Raw genomic sequence first — 14,799 nt, forward strand, 5'->3', positions numbered from 1 at the left:
AAGCCCAATTGAATTAACAATTGGGCTTTTTGTTTTTAAGTCGTTTTCTATATTTATACTTCCATATTAATGAATACAACTTCAATTTTAATCTATGTCGTTTCCAATTAATATTGAATTTTTCTCCTTTTTTATGCCATGGAGGTAAAGAAACTCCAATATGGAAAGGTGGAAATTTATCAACCTTTTTGTTTAACTGTTCTTCATTACGAAATCTCCTCGAGCAAGTTAAATTTATCAAAGTTCTTTTTTTAAAAGAATGGGAAATTTCAGCATTTATCCAAAGAGGTGTCAATCCAAAATCATACAATAAATCAATAGTTTGTTGAATAGACTGAGGCTTTCCTTTTGATAAATTAATTTGTTCTAACTTGAATAATTCTCTTTCATTTAAATGATTACTTGCTAATCTAGAACTGGGTTCAATTAAATATTCAACGTTTTTAGAGATTGAATTGGTGACCATCGTCTGTGTGAATTCAATCAATTCCCGCGTTGATTCTATAAGTCGATATTCAAACTCAGTTTTATCCATTTGCAATCATGTCGCAGGATTAGGAATCTCCTCATGCACTTTATTGATTGCTTTCATCACGTCTTCTGATAATGAAATATTAATGCTATCTATATTTTCTTCTAATTGCTCTAGAGAAGTGGCGCCAATAATATTACTTGTTAAAAACGGACGCTCATTAACAAAAGCCAAAGACATTTGTGCTAAGGTCATATCATTGACTTCTGCGATTTTCAAATACTTTTTTGTAGCTTCTGTGGATTGCTCACTACTATAACGTGAAAAACGTGGAAACAAATTTAACCTCGAGTTTGCCTGGTCTGTACCTTTAATATATTTACCGGATAACACACCACATGCCATTGGCGAGTAGGCTAAAAGCCCAATATTTTCGCGATGTGAAATTTCTGCCAAATCATTTTCAAAAGACCTGCACACTAAGGAGTACGCATTTTGAATGGTAATCATTTTTGGTAAATTGTTGTACTTAGACTCTTCCAAATAGCGCATCGTTCCCCAACCGGTTTCATTAGATAATCCAACCTGTCTTATTTTCCCAGATTTAATCAGCTCATCGAGATTATGAAGAATTTCATTAAAGTTATCTTCCCATTTCTCATTTGGGTTATGCTTATAATCACGTTGCCCAAAGGTGTTGGTGTCGCGCTCTGGCCAATGCAATTGATATAAATCTATATAATCGGTTTGCAGTCGTTTTAAACTGTTATCCACTGCTTCATTTAGAGCATCTTTGCTAAATCCCGTTGTTCTAATATGTGCAGTGTAATCGCCTGGTCCGGCAATCTTGGTTGCTAACACCACCTTGTCTCTATTACCGGTTTTTGTAAACCAATTTCCTATGATGCGCTCGGTTTCGGCATAAGTTTCTGCGTTTGCTGGCACAGGATAAAGCTCGGCCACATCAAAGAAATTAACGCCTTTGTCCAAGGCCATGTCCATTTGGGCAAAGCCTTCGTCTTGGGTGTTTTGGTTGCCCCAGGTCATGGTGCCAAGGCAAATTTTACTAACTTTTATATTGGTGTTGGGTAGTGTTGTGTATTTCATGTTCACTTCCCACGAAAGTGGGAACCTCTTTTTAGTTAAACTTTTATTTTGTCATCCTGAAGTTGTTTCAGGATCTCATCTACATATCTACAGTTGCACTTCGACAAGCTCAGTGTGATACCGTTGATTTAATTTATGATTATACAAACAAATATAACAAGACCTCACAGGTTTCTAAAACCTGTGAGGTCTAAATCTGTGTTAATATGTCATTGCGAGGAACGAAGCAATCTCATAATTAGTATATTATCAACCATTCATAAGATTGCTTCGTTCCTCGCAATGACAACTCATTTTTATATTTCATTTAATAGCTTAGAAATTTCATCTAATTTTGGCGTTAAAATCACCTCAATACGTCTGTTCTTAGCTCTGCCTTCTGCAGTGTCGTTTGAGGCAATTGGTGCATATTCTCCGCGACCAGCAGCAGTTAAGTTTTCAGGATTGATAGATGGATTTTCCCTAAGAATATTAACGATGGCTGTAGCGCGCTTAGTGGATAAATCCCAGTTACCACTCAACTGTGCGTTGCCTTTGTAAGGTACGTTATCAGTATGGCCTTCAATTAAAATAGCGATATCTGGATTTTCGGCCAATACACTTCCCAATTGCTGTACGGCTTTACGACCTTCAGTGCCTACGGACCAACTACCAGATTGAAACAGGAGTTTATTTTCCATAGAAATATAGACCTTGCCATCGCGCTGTTCAACCGTTAAGCCTTTACCTTCAAAATTGGTTAGCGCTTTAGAAATTGCATTTTTAAGAGCACGCATGTTGGCATCTTTGGCGGCTATAACACTTTCTAGTTCAGCAACACGTTTAGAACGATTTTCGAGCTCTTCTTTCAACTTTTCCAATCGCTCACTTTCAGCAGCTAGTGCTTGTTCTTTGGCTTCGAGTTGTGCTAACAGTTCTCTATTCTTTTTTGAGTTCTTTGCAATTTCAGCAGAACTGTTTTGTTCTAAAGCGTCGTAGGATGCTTTTAGATTATCGAGATTAGATTTTGTTGCCGCATATTCGCTTTGCAATTTATCACGTTCGGCAACAGCTTTGTCGTAGGCTTGTTGCAGCGCGTCTAAGTCATTGGATAGTTTGTTTTTATCAGCATTAAGAGTTTCAACTTCATCAGTTAAATTTCTATTTTCCTTTTTGAGATTGGCATACTTAGTTTCAAGATCTGTGTATATTTTTTTTGATACACACGATGAGAAAAGGGTAAATGCCAGTGCTATTAATGAAATTCTTTTTATCATGCTATAAGTTGTTAAGTTGTTGATTTGATTTTAAATATCTAATTCTAATAATATAGGACAATGGTCGCTGTGTACTGCTTCAGTGAGTATAACGCTTCGTTTTATCTTTTCTTGTAAAGGTTCGCTAACCATGGCATAATCTAATCGCCAACCTTTGTTATTGGCCCTGGAATTAGCTCTGTAGCTCCACCACGAAAACTCTTGTTTTTCTGGGTGTAAATGTCGGTAGCTATCAATAAAACCACTATCAATAAAATTGCCTAACCATTCGCGTTCTTCTGGTAAAAAACCGGATACACCTTTCATTTTTGGGTTATGGATATCAATCTCTTCATGACAAATATTGTAATCTCCGCAAACGACAAGATTTGGTTTTTCTTTTTGAAGTTCATTTAAATATTCATGAATCATATTCATATATTCAAACTTATGAGCCAATCTGGCATCATTAGTCCCAGAAGGTAAATACATGCTCATCACAGAAACTCCATCATAATCTACTCTAAGATTTCTACCTTCAAAATCCATGGATTCAATGCCTGTGCCAAATTCTATGTGGTTGGGTTTTGTTTTACATAAAATAGCGACACCACTATACCCTTTTTTTTGAGCGCTGAACCAGTAGTTGTACTCATAACCAGCATCGGTAAATAAGTCTAAATCCAACTGCTCTTCCATGGCTTTAATTTCTTGAAGACAAATGACATCTGGGTTTGTGGCTTTAAGCCAATCTATAAACCCTTTGTTAATTGCTGCTCTAATACCATTGACGTTATAGGATGCTATTTTCATACACATTTCCCGTGAAAACGGGACTCTTTTTAATTAAACTTAGATTCCATAAGGACTTCGACTGCGCTCAGTCTGACAGACTAATGTCTTATTATCGGTCTAAATTAAATAATACCCTACTTTTACACTATTATTTTGAGGCTATTTTAACAATAAAATAATCGAGGGTTTTAATAGTTATTATTCTACAATGAAGCATACGCTACTTTTTCTATTGCTACTGAGTTCTTTTTTGGGTGTTGCCCAAGAGAATGCTAGTAATTACAAGAAAAAGCGTTTGGCTGTAAAGGATAGTATTAAAATCGATTCGGTAAGTATTAACCCTTTAAAATTTATTGTAAAAACTAAGGACGGAAAGATTTTGGATTCTACACTTTATGTCGTGGACTATTCAAAATCAATTTTGAGGTTTAAACAGTCTATTGATGTAGATACTATTCAAATCGAATATTTACGTTACCCAGAATTTTTAACCAAGGTTTATAGACAGTTGGATGACGACGTCATCGTAGATCGCTCAGGTCCTGGTACGGAGGCCTTGTACAAACTCGAGAACACCAATAAACGGAATGTATTTACACCTTTTGATGGGTTAACGACTTCCGGAAGCATTTCTAGAGGAGTTACTATTGGAAACAATCAGAATTCGGTATTGAATAGCGAATTAGACCTTCAGATTTCGGGTAAATTAAGCGATAAGGTGTCTTTAAGAGCATCCATACAGGATGCTAATATTCCTTTGCAAGAAAGTGGATATTCCCAACGTTTGGATGAATTTGACCAAGTATTTATAGAACTTTTTAGCGATAGCTGGAATATACGAGCAGGTGATATCGATTTGGTGAATACCAACAGTTATTTCGCCAATTTCTCTAAGCGCGTACAAGGATTATTGGTCAATGCTAACCTGAGTGAAAAGACATCGGTTTTTGCTTCGGGTGCTTTGGTACGAGGTCAGTTTACTACAACACAGTTTACGGCTCAAGAAGGCAATCAAGGGCCTTATAAATTACGTGGACCCAATAATGAACTCTTTGTGCTCATTGTTTCTGGTAGCGAAACGGTTTACGTTAATGGAGTGCCTTTAGAACGTGGAGAAAACAACGATTATATTATCGATTACAATGCAGGTGAAATTATTTTCAATTCCACATTTCCGATAACTTCCGAAATGCGAATTACAGTCGATTACCAATTCAGTGAACGCAACTATTCAAGATTTACGGTTTTTGGTGGCAGTTCATATAACACCGAAAAGTTAAATTTAAACGTTTCTGTGTATTCTGAAAGTGATGCTAAAAATCAACCGTTACAACAAAACCTCTCCACTGAGCAGACTCAGATTTTAGCAGACGCAGGAGATGATAGAAGTTTAATGGTAGCTCCATCCGCAACACCTGAATCGTTTTCTGAAAATAGAATACTATACCGTAAAGACATTGTTGGAGGTGAAGAAGTATTTGTGTTTTCTCAAAATCCAGAAGATGAACTCTTCAGTGTACGCTTTACGTTGGTAGGCACTAACCAAGGAAATTATGTACTGAGCAACGATAATGCCGTGAGTAACATTTTTGAATATGTAGCACCAATTGCAGGAGTGCCACAGGGAAATTATGAACCTATTACACAACTCGTCGCTCCTGAACGTTTGCAGATTGCAGTGTTGAATGGTCGTTATCAGCCTACAGAAAAAACAGATGTGTTTTTTGAATTGGCAGGAAGTAAAAATGATGCCAATTTGTTTTCGAACATAGATGATGACGACAATAATGGTTTTGCAGGAAAACTGAAAGTCAATCAAAAATTAATAAAATCAGACAGTCTTTGGAATTTATCCGCCTTGGTAGATGCAGATTTTATCCAGAAGGATTTTAGAACGATTCAACGTTTATACAGAGCAGAATTTAATCGTGACTGGAATTTAGAGAACGATAATCGTGATGATCAAGGTAATTTTAATTTTGGTAATCAGCTGTTGTTAACTTCAGGGTTAAAATTGTCTCATGCTAAGAAAGGCATAGCCACTTATAATTTTGAGTACTTAGACTTTGCCAATAATTTTAATGGGAATCGGCATAACGTGACCGCTAATTTGCGCTTGGGGAATTTTAGGATATTTTCAAATTCGAGTTTTCTCAATAGCGAAAGTACTATTAACCGTTCCACATTTTTAAGATCCTTTAATCGTGTCATCTATGGAAAAAACAATAAATGGGCTGGAGTTAAATTTGCTACGGAAGACAATGAGCAAGCCGTTATTGCTACAGATTCTTTAACACCGTTAAGTCAAAGGTTTAAAGCCTATGAAGCTTTTGTTGGTATTGGTGACAGTACTAAAGTTTATGCTGAAGTGGGTTATATAAAGCGTTTCAATGACAGTTTAAGAAACAATTCTTTAGAGCGTGTTAACAACTCAAACACGTATTATTTAAAGTCGCGTTTAATTCAGAATAAAAGTACTAACCTTCAGTTATTTGTCAATTATAGGGATTTAAAATCTGAAGATCCCGATTTTGAAGATGAACAAAGTTTGAACAGCCGTTTAAATTACAATCAGAAATTATTCAATAACCTTATCGTTTGGAACACGAGTTTTGAAACCAATTCGGGCACATTGCCGCAACAGGATTTTACTTATGTTGAGGTAGAAGCAGGGCAAGGGGCTTACACATGGATAGATTATAACGAAAACGGCATACAAGAACTCAATGAGTTTGAAATAGCGCAATTTGCCGACCAAGGCAATTACATTAGAGTACTATTGCCCAACCAGGTTTTTGTGAGAACACATCAAAACCGATTAAGCCAAACTTTGACCATTAATCCTATACAATGGAGCCAATCTAAAAACAAGACGAAGAAGTTCTTCTCTCATTTTTATAATCAGACCTCATATTTAGTGGATAGAAAAGTAAGGCGAGAAGGGAATAACTTTAACCTCAATCCTTTCAATGATGATGGAGACAATCAATTGGCCTTAAACAACAGTGTACGAAATGTGTTGTTTTACAATAGAGGGAAGCAACGTTACACAACATCTTATACGTATTTGACCAACACAAGTCGCAATTTGTTATCCATAGGTTTTCAAGAAAATAAATTGACTAATCATCAATTAAATTTCAATCATAAATTCGCGACTAATTGGTTAGTAAATGCATTGGCTAGTTTTGGAACCGATGAAAGTATAAGTGAGAATTTTGCCAATCGTAATTTTAATATTGAAGAAGAGCGCTTTCAGCCCAAATTATCATATTTATTTAATGAAAACGCACAGTTTGATGTCTTTTATCAATACACCTCAAAAAGTAATACCATAGGAAGTCTAGAGACTCTAACCCAAAACAACTATGGTCTGTCATTTACTTATAACAATGCCCAGAAAATTGCCTTAACGGGTGAGTTTAACTTTTTTCAAAATGCGTTTGAAGGCAATGCGAACACACCAGTCGCCTATCAAATGCTAGAAGGTTTACAGCCAGGAAAAAACTTCACGTGGAGCTTATTGGCACAGAAAAAATTGACCAAATTCTTAGATTTGAATTTGAATTACTTTGGGCGTAAAACAGAGACCTCTAAGACCATTCATACAGGTACAATTCAGTTAAAGGCTTATTTTTAAAAATAAAGAGATTTCTTACGCAACCATTGTGATAGTTTTGTATCTATGTGGTATAATTACTGTCGTAATTATTCGATCTGAATCAACTAAATTAAACTTTATGAAAAAATCAATTTTAACACTTTTATTGTTGACCTCTGTTTTTGCTATGAATGCACAAGATAAGGAGGATACTAGCGATTCAAATATTAGTAAAAATGAAATTAAAACCAATGGGTTATACTTAGTCGTTGGAATTTTAGATTTTACTTACGAGCGTCTTTTAAATGAAGAGTCAGCCGTTGGATTGAATATTGCTATTCCTTACGACAAAGAAATTAAAGAAGATCTTCAATATTATATTTCACCATATTATAGATTTTATTTTGGTAAAAAGTATGCCGCCGGATTTTTTCTCGAAGGCTTTGGAATGTTAAATTCAGCAGAACGGGAATTTGATTTCTTCGTTAATGATGAAGACAGAGAATATGTAACTGATTTTGCTTTAGGAATTGGTTTAGGTGGAAAGTGGATAACAAAAGGCGGTTTTATTGGAGAGGTGAATTTTGGAGTTGGTAGAAATTTATTTAAATCTGAAGAAACAACAATAGATTTCGTAAGTAAATTAGGTATTACATTAGGTTATCGATTCTAAATTCAGAAATAATATAAAATAAAAAAAACACCCAAGCTTTTTAAGTTTGGGTGTTTTTTTTAAGGTAATTAGACCAATTATAAGTAACGATTCTTTATTACATCTTCATTAACCACTCCTTTACATCAACTTCTTTTTTAATGATGTCGCGTAATTCTTCAATCTTAACACGTTTTTGCTCCATGGTGTCTCTATGGCGTATGGTTACAGTGTTATCTTCAAGACTTTCTCCATCAACCGTAATACAGAACGGAGTACCTGCTGCATCTTGTCTTCTATAGCGTCTTCCGACAGCATCCTTTTCGTCGTAATCCACATTGAAGTCCCACTTAAGATCATCAACGATATCTTTTGCCATTTTTGTTAGGGCTTCATCTTTTCTAACCAATGGTAAGACAGCTGCTTTTGTTGGCGCCAAAACTGCTGGTAATTTTAAAACGGTTCTCTCGCTACCATCTTCTAAAGTTTCATCTTGTAAACTATTAGAGAATACGGCTAAGAACATACGGTCTAAACCGATAGAGGTTTCCAAGACATAAGGTGTATAACTTGCGTTTTCCTCATGGTCAAAATATTGTAATTTTTTGCCTGAGTATTCTTCATGTTGTTTTAAATCGAAATCTGTACGAGAGTGGATACCTTCCAATTCCTTAAATCCAAATGGAAAATTGAATTCAATATCTGTTGCAGCATCTGCGTAATGTGCTAGTTTCTCATGATCGTGGAAACGGTAGTTTTCTTCACCCAATCCTAATGATTTATGCCATTTTAAACGTGTATCTTTCCAATAATCAAACCAGTCACTTTGTGTACCTGGTTTTATGAAAAATTGCATTTCCATTTGTTCAAATTCACGCATTCTGAAAATGAATTGTCTCGCAACGATTTCATTTCTAAAGGCTTTTCCTGTTTGGGCAATACCAAATGGAATTTTCATACGTCCTGTTTTCTGAACGTTCAAAAAGTTGACAAAAATACCTTGGGCTGTTTCTGGTCTTAGGTATAAATCCATTGCAGTATCGGCAGAAGCACCTAATTTGGTACCAAACATTAAATTGAATTGCTTAACGTCTGTCCAGTTACGGCTACCGGTCATCGGATCGGCAATTTCAAGCTCTTCAATCAAAGCTTTTACGTCTGCTAAATCTTCTTTTTCCAAAGATTGTCCGAGACGTTTTAGAATGGTATCTATCTTTTCTTGATAGCCTAAAACGCGTCCATTGGTAGTAACAAATTCATCTTTGTTAAAGGCATCTCCAAAACGTTTTTCGGCTTTTTTAATTTCCTTATTGATTTTTGCTTCAATCTTTGCACAATAATCTTCCACCAAAACATCAGCTCTATAACGTTTTTTAGAATCCTTATTGTCAATTAGAGGATCGTTAAAGGCATCAACGTGTCCAGAGGCTTTCCAAGTGGTTGGATGCATAAATATCGCGGCATCGATACCAACAATATTATCGTGCATTTGTACCATGGCTTTCCACCAGTAATCACGAATATTTTTCTTTAACTCAGCACCGTTTTGTGCATAGTCATATACTGCACTTAGTCCGTCGTAGATTTCACTACTCTGAAACACGTAACCATACTCCTTTGCATGAGAGATTACTTTTTTGAATTTGTCGTCGTTTGCCATGTTGCAAAAATAAAAAACCGCTCAAATTAACAGAGCGGTTTTAGGAAAATTATGTAGTTAGTTTATTTTAATTCTATGCTGGTACTTCCGAGCTTTGTGTTTTTATGAAAAACATTAATAAAATAAGTACCTTTTTTTAGTGGCCTATCTTCTTTATAAGTCGCTACTGTAGTACAAATATCAAGGTTCTTATTGTCAAAGTTAAGAACATATTTTTGGCTGTATATTAGGGAGCTACTGCCAAAATAAACTTCACCTTTATCTGATATAACGTTATTGTCTGGGCTTACAATTTGGATGTAAAACTCTTTCTTGCCTTTTTCTGTAAGAGGATTTTCAACTAAGCCTATACAAACATCAATAGCATTGGCAGGCCTAGCTCTGGTAGTTGATTTTTTCTTGTTGTTGTTTATCTTAAAGGCTTCAGCATTAACACTGCTTGCTCTTAAAATAGAAGCTACATCAATGGTTTTATTAAGGGAATCATTTTCCTCCTCCAATTCATTGATTTCAAAACTCTTCCTCTCTATAGTGTTTAGGGCATAGCGCTTTTCTTTCTGCAACCTTATATTTGCCGAATTAAGAGAGTCTACCGTAGCGAGAAGTACCTTGCTTTTGGTTTTTAAAACCGAAAGTTGGTCTTTGAATTTAGTGATTATTGATAAGTCACTTTTTAATAACCTTAAAGAATCTAAAGCTGATTTAGTTTCTAGTTTTGCCTCTTGGAGCTGTGAGGCCATAAGATCATAATCTTGGCTCAGTTCGTCATAACTTTCTAGCATTTCTGACAGCTCTTTTTCTATCAAAAACTTTTCTTGTTTTAGAAACTCTTCGTAGGATTTAATGGATTTATAATTTGTAAAACTATAGACTCCTAAAACGGTTAAAACGACCAATAAAGAACTTATAATTAATCTGTAGTTAAATAATTGAGGGTTAACTATCATCATTAATTTTCTTAGTTGACGCGAATTTAGATTATATTGGAGAGCAATTTTATTTTATTCGATTAAGTGGTAAAAAATTTGTTGAACTTGTTCTTTCCTGTAGTCTGTAATGCTTGTAGTAATGTTTTAACAGATAATGAGCAGATTATCTGCATAAATTGTAGACATCAGCTACCAGTAACTAACTTTCATTTTGATGATTCTGAAGTCGTCAAAAGGATTGTTTACGGACGTGTTAAACTTGAAAAAGCAACGGCACTTTTACATTTTTCCAAAAAAGGAAAAGTGCAGCAATTGCTTCACAATTTAAAGTATAGAGGACATAAAGGTATAGGTGGCTTTTTTGGTAAATGGCTTGGTAAAGAGCTAAGTACAATTGACGCTTACAAACAAGTAGATGTGGTTGTACCAGTACCTTTGTACAAAACCAAATTACGAAAGCGAGGCTACAACCAAGTGGAGCAGTTTGGGAAAGTAATTGCTAAATCACTCAATGCAGATTATAACGATAAAGTACTTATAAAAACCAAAGCCACTAAAACCAAAGTGTTTGAAGGGAGATTATCCCGTTGGAATGATGATGGAGCCGTATTTGCCATTTCAGAAAACAAATCTTTAGAAGGAAAGCATATCTTATTGGTAGATGATATTATTACTACAGGTGCCACGGTTGAAGCTTGTGCTACAGAGTTGTTAAAAATTGATAATATTAAGTTAAGTCTGGCCACGATGGCAATTGCAGATTGATTTATGCGTTTGTTTTGAGTATCCTTTTTTAAATTGTTTCTTTGTGCAAAATTATTCCGATTAAATGCGTTCATATCTTAACCGAATTTTAGGCATTATTTCAATTGCAATAACTCTAGTTAGTTGCGCTAATCGTGGTTCGCCAACTGGTGGTGAAAAAGACGAAGAACCTCCAGTGATTATTGAGGAGATTCCTCCAAATTTTTCTACTAATTTTAAGGGTGACGAAATCAGAATATATTTTGATGAGTATGTAAAAATTAAAGACATTAGAACTCAGCTCATTATTTCTCCACCAATGGATCTTGACCCTGAAATTGTGCCAATGTCAAGCGCGAGTAGGTACATTTCAATAAAGATAAAAGACACTCTGCAAGAAAACACGACTTACGCCTTTAATTTTGGCGAAAGTATTGTGGATAATAACGAAAGTAATCCTTACCCTTACTATCGTTATGTCTTTTCAACGGGTGACACCATCGACTCACTTTCAGTTAGAGGTTATGTTGAAGATGCTATTCTCGAAGAGCCGGATACCTTTATTTCCGTGATGCTATACGAAGTGGACTCTACATATACAGACTCTATTGTTTACAAGGAAAAGCCAAGGTACATTACCAATACTCTAGATAGTTTAACAACATTTAGCATTGATAATATAAAAGCTGGAACGTATAAACTCATTGCCTTAAAGGATAAAAATGGAAATTATAAGTTTGATCAGAAGAATGATAAAATAGCATTTAACGAGGATTTCATTTCCGTACCATCAGCTTCAGCATACAAATTGACCTTGTTTAAAGAGGAGGTGAATTTTAAAGCTGTTAAACCAAAGCAAGAAGGTCAGTCTATGATCGTGTTTCCGTATGAAGGAAATTACGAAGACATGCGAATCAAAGTTCTGGGAGATAAACCTGAAGGTTACCAAACACGTATCATTAAAGACGCAACAAAGGATACACTTTACTATTGGTATAAGCCAAATTTTGAAGTTGATACCACCTTGTTTGTGGTAACTAACGAAAAATATGTAGATACCTTTAAACATCGATTTAGAAAACTAGAAGCGGATTCGCTAGAGATAAAAACGGTGACATCTGGTACGCTGAATTTTGAAAATGAATTCACCTTAGAAGCTAATATACCATTGACAAAGATTGATACATCAAAAGTTAAGTTGATTAATCGCGATTCTACTGAAATAGATTATAAGGTAGAGTATGATTTTATATTAAACCGCTATAAATTTCCTGTTGTAAAGGAAGAAGGGCAGAAATACTTTTTTGAGATGTTGCCTGGTACCTTTACGGATTTTTATGAAGGCACCAATAAAGATACTCTGAATTACACCTTTAGAACTAAGATGAAATCTGAATATGGTAATATTAGAGTCAACCTTAGAAATGCCAAATTCCCGTTGATCGTACAATTGGTAAATCAGAATGGAGTAGTGTTATATGAGCGTTATACCACAGAGTCGCCAGTGGTTGATTTTACCAATATATCACCTAGGCAATATAGTCTGCGCGTAATTTACGATGCCAATGCCAATGGTAAATATGATACTGGAAATTATCTCTTGGGCATTCAGCCAGAACGTGTGAGTTATTCTCCGCCAATAGAAGAAGTAAGAGCAAGTTTCGATTTTATTATCGACTTTACGCTTTTAGATTAAAGACATCTCTATCTTTTAAGAAACCAAGCTTTTCGCGGTATTTTGTAATGTGCTCTTTTTCTAAAGTAACAATTTCAATAGCTTCTTTATTTTCAGGAATAGAATCCATGCGATGACCCAACACATCATAAGCAGCAGAGTGCCCAGAATACTCATAATTATTACCATCTAAGCCAACACGGTTCACTCCAATACAATAAGCCATATTTTCTATAGCACGAGCTTTTAAAAGTGCATCCCAAGCATTTGTACGTATTTTGGGCCAATTAGCGACATAGAGCAAAAGGTCGTAATCTTCGGTATTTCTTGCCCAAACAGGGAAGCGTAAATCGTAACACACCAACGAGCAAATTTTCCAGCCCTTATAATTTAATGTCACTTTTTCAGTTCCAGCGGTATAGACTTTATGCTCGCCAGCCAAAGTAAAGGTGTGCTTTTTATCGTAATGTGTAATTGTACCTGAAGGTTCTACAAAAACCAATCGGTTATAATAGTTGTTGTTTTCAGTGATAACCAAACTTCCTACAATAGCAATTTGCTTTTTATCGGCCAATTGTTTTAGCCAATTGATGGTGTTACCATCCATGATTTCTGCAACTGAGGAAGCATTCATGGTAAAGCCAGAAGTAAACATTTCTGGCAAGATAATAAGGTCGGCACTTTCTATAGTGTTGACCTTTTTTTCTAAGTTAATTCTATTGGCTTCTGGATTTTCCCAGACTAAACTGGTTTGGATAAGTGCAACGGTTAGGGAATTGCTCATGGTTATAGCTTTTTCTTGGCCTTCTCTACTTTTTCGGTAAGTTTTTCTATTTTTTCTAGCCATTTACCTTCATCAACAGGCGATAGTTTGCCTCTCTTTTTTAACTTTTCGTATTTAGATTGTGCATTTTCTAAGTTGTTTTGCGCTCTATCAAAATTCTTCTGAAGTTTCTCTCTTTTCTTCAATTCCTTTTCAGCCTTCTTTTGGGCTTTTTCTGCTTTTTTTTGAGCTTTTTCTGCCTTTTTGTTCTCTTTTTCGAGTTTTTTGGCTGCTTTTTCTGCTTTTTCCTTCATTTTTAGTTCTTCAGAAATTGCAGCAGCTTTTTTTAAAATAGTTTGTTTGTCTTCTAGATTTAAAGTTTCTGTGACATCTTCACCGTTTAAAAAGATTTTTTCCTTTTTTACTTCATAAGTCTTTCCGTCTTTTTCCACCTTTTGGGCAAATGATGAAAAAGAAAATGCCAGGAATAATAGTATGATATAGTATTTCATTGTCTTAAAATTTAAGTTCACTAATGTGACACAGAAAAGTACAAAAAGTAACAGATATAACTTAGTTTCTGTTAGGTTTTTTTAAGTTTTTGAAATGCTTCCTCAACCTCTAATTTTAACTTTTTCAGTTCTTTTTCTCGATCTTTAATTTCCGCTGGTGAAAGTGAACCTTCTTTTCTTAATTTTTCAAATTCTTTTTTATGGTCTTCATAACGTCTTTTAATATTTACATAATCGTCTCTTGCTTCTTCAGATGCTTTAAGCTTATCTTGTAGTGCGTCTAATTTTTCTTTTAACTCTTTCTGCTTTTCTTGGGCTTTTTTTTCAATTTTCTCTTGTTCTTCAATAGCTTTTTCCAAAGTTTCTTGTTCTTTCTCTGTGGCACTTTGTGCGCTTTCTTTTTGATTTACTAATTTCTGCAATGAATTTTTTTCAGATTCAGTTAGTTTTCCCGTTACATCTTCTCCATTATTTATTATCGTATTTCCTTTTACTTCATAGACCTTACCTTCATCAGTAATTATTCGTTCACTACTTCCGCAAGAGGATAAAATCAACAATAATAATAGTATTGATATTTCTTTTGAATTAGCCATAGGTATTTATTTAATTATATGCCCAAATGATAGCATTTAAATGGTTGATTTATTAACT

The 14,799-nt window shown here is 35.0% G+C and carries 13 protein-coding genes; 4 read left to right on the forward strand and 9 right to left on the reverse strand.

The window, feature by feature from the left end; translation table 11 throughout:
- Positions 1 to 13 precede the first annotated feature (13 nt).
- The 4 genes from F1003_RS04835 to F1003_RS04850 all read right to left on the reverse strand — a co-directional run bounded on the left by F1003_RS04835 (position 14) and on the right by F1003_RS04850 (position 3,627).
- On the reverse strand, positions 14 to 535 hold the full coding sequence (locus tag F1003_RS04835; RefSeq protein WP_155088091.1) for a hypothetical protein: 522 nt from the start codon (positions 533 to 535) through the stop codon (positions 14 to 16).
- A gap of 6 nt (positions 536 to 541) precedes the next feature.
- Complete coding sequence (locus F1003_RS04840; protein WP_155088092.1) at positions 542 to 1,579, reverse strand: aldo/keto reductase; 1,038 nt, start codon at positions 1,577 to 1,579, stop codon at positions 542 to 544.
- 296 nt (positions 1,580 to 1,875) lie between these two features.
- Positions 1,876 to 2,835 (reverse strand): OmpA/MotB family protein, encoded by a 960-nt coding sequence (locus F1003_RS04845; protein WP_155088093.1) that lies wholly within the window; start codon positions 2,833 to 2,835, stop codon positions 1,876 to 1,878.
- 30 nt (positions 2,836 to 2,865) lie between these two features.
- The gene (locus F1003_RS04850; protein WP_155088094.1) at positions 2,866 to 3,627 is read right to left on the reverse strand and encodes an exodeoxyribonuclease III; all 762 of its coding nucleotides are present in this window, start codon (positions 3,625 to 3,627) and stop codon (positions 2,866 to 2,868) included.
- Positions 3,628 to 3,817: 190 nt separating this feature from the next.
- Between F1003_RS04850 and F1003_RS04855 the strand changes: the two genes are divergently transcribed.
- Positions 3,818 to 7,249: a DUF8818 domain-containing protein gene (locus F1003_RS04855; protein WP_155088095.1), complete on the forward strand. Its 3,432-nt coding sequence runs from the start codon at positions 3,818 to 3,820 to the stop codon at positions 7,247 to 7,249.
- Positions 7,250 to 7,349: 100 nt separating this feature from the next.
- Positions 7,350 to 7,883, forward strand: a complete 534-nt coding sequence (locus F1003_RS04860) for a DUF3575 domain-containing protein (protein WP_155088096.1) — start codon at positions 7,350 to 7,352, stop codon at positions 7,881 to 7,883.
- 97 nt (positions 7,884 to 7,980) lie between these two features.
- Here the strand turns inward: F1003_RS04860 and F1003_RS04865 are convergent, their stop codons facing one another.
- Both F1003_RS04865 and F1003_RS04870 read right to left on the reverse strand, forming a co-directional pair.
- A complete protein-coding gene (locus tag F1003_RS04865; RefSeq protein WP_155088097.1) occupies positions 7,981 to 9,522 on the reverse strand; it encodes a glycine--tRNA ligase in 1,542 nt (513 codons plus the stop codon).
- 62 nt (positions 9,523 to 9,584) lie between these two features.
- Entirely contained in the window at positions 9,585 to 10,472 is an 888-nt protein-coding gene (locus F1003_RS04870) for a DUF8428 domain-containing protein (RefSeq protein ID WP_155088098.1), read from the reverse strand.
- Positions 10,473 to 10,550: 78 nt separating this feature from the next.
- On the opposite strand from F1003_RS04870, the gene F1003_RS04875 reads away from it, so the two are divergent.
- Together F1003_RS04875 and F1003_RS04880 are read left to right on the forward strand one after the other, a co-directional pair.
- Positions 10,551 to 11,216: a ComF family protein gene (locus F1003_RS04875; protein ID WP_306461423.1), complete on the forward strand. Its 666-nt coding sequence runs from the start codon at positions 10,551 to 10,553 to the stop codon at positions 11,214 to 11,216.
- 64 nt (positions 11,217 to 11,280) lie between these two features.
- Positions 11,281 to 12,891, forward strand: a complete 1,611-nt coding sequence (locus F1003_RS04880) for an Ig-like domain-containing domain (RefSeq protein WP_155088099.1) — start codon at positions 11,281 to 11,283, stop codon at positions 12,889 to 12,891.
- Here the strand turns inward: F1003_RS04880 and F1003_RS04885 are convergent.
- The 3 genes from F1003_RS04885 to F1003_RS04895 form a co-directional block, all read right to left on the reverse strand.
- Entirely contained in the window at positions 12,875 to 13,654 is a 780-nt protein-coding gene (locus F1003_RS04885) for an amidohydrolase (RefSeq protein WP_155088100.1), read from the reverse strand. The two genes, F1003_RS04880 and F1003_RS04885, sit on opposite strands and share 17 nt — an antisense overlap.
- A gap of 2 nt (positions 13,655 to 13,656) precedes the next feature.
- On the reverse strand, positions 13,657 to 14,145 hold the full coding sequence (locus F1003_RS04890; protein WP_155088101.1) for a hypothetical protein: 489 nt from the start codon (positions 14,143 to 14,145) through the stop codon (positions 13,657 to 13,659).
- Positions 14,146 to 14,216: 71 nt separating this feature from the next.
- Complete coding sequence (locus F1003_RS04895) at positions 14,217 to 14,741, reverse strand: hypothetical protein (RefSeq protein ID WP_155088102.1); 525 nt, start codon at positions 14,739 to 14,741, stop codon at positions 14,217 to 14,219.
- Positions 14,742 to 14,799 lie beyond the last annotated feature (58 nt).

The organism is Winogradskyella ouciana (assembly GCF_009709615.1).
GTDB lineage: Bacteria > Bacteroidota > Bacteroidia > Flavobacteriales > Flavobacteriaceae > Winogradskyella > Winogradskyella ouciana.

Bases quoted from the DNA above. Each gene is read 5' to 3' on its own strand.
- F1003_RS04835 (WP_155088091.1), bottom strand. From the start codon at position 535: ATGGATAAAACTGAGTTTGAATATCGACTTATAGAATCAACGCGGGAA.
- F1003_RS04840 (WP_155088092.1), bottom strand. From the start codon at position 1,579: ATGAAATACACAACACTACCCAACACCAATATAAAAGTTAGTAAAATT.
- F1003_RS04845 (WP_155088093.1), bottom strand. From the start codon at position 2,835: ATGATAAAAAGAATTTCATTAATAGCACTGGCATTTACCCTTTTCTCA.
- F1003_RS04850 (WP_155088094.1), bottom strand. From the start codon at position 3,627: ATGAAAATAGCATCCTATAACGTCAATGGTATTAGAGCAGCAATTAAC.
- F1003_RS04855 (WP_155088095.1), top strand. From the start codon at position 3,818: ATGAAGCATACGCTACTTTTTCTATTGCTACTGAGTTCTTTTTTGGGT.
- F1003_RS04860 (WP_155088096.1), top strand. From the start codon at position 7,350: ATGAAAAAATCAATTTTAACACTTTTATTGTTGACCTCTGTTTTTGCT.
- F1003_RS04865 (WP_155088097.1), bottom strand. From the start codon at position 9,522: ATGGCAAACGACGACAAATTCAAAAAAGTAATCTCTCATGCAAAGGAG.
- F1003_RS04870 (WP_155088098.1), bottom strand. From the start codon at position 10,472: ATGATGATAGTTAACCCTCAATTATTTAACTACAGATTAATTATAAGT.
- F1003_RS04880 (WP_155088099.1), top strand. From the start codon at position 11,281: ATGCGTTCATATCTTAACCGAATTTTAGGCATTATTTCAATTGCAATA.
- F1003_RS04885 (WP_155088100.1), bottom strand. From the start codon at position 13,654: ATGAGCAATTCCCTAACCGTTGCACTTATCCAAACCAGTTTAGTCTGG.
- F1003_RS04890 (WP_155088101.1), bottom strand. From the start codon at position 14,145: ATGAAATACTATATCATACTATTATTCCTGGCATTTTCTTTTTCATCA.
- F1003_RS04895 (WP_155088102.1), bottom strand. From the start codon at position 14,741: ATGGCTAATTCAAAAGAAATATCAATACTATTATTATTGTTGATTTTA.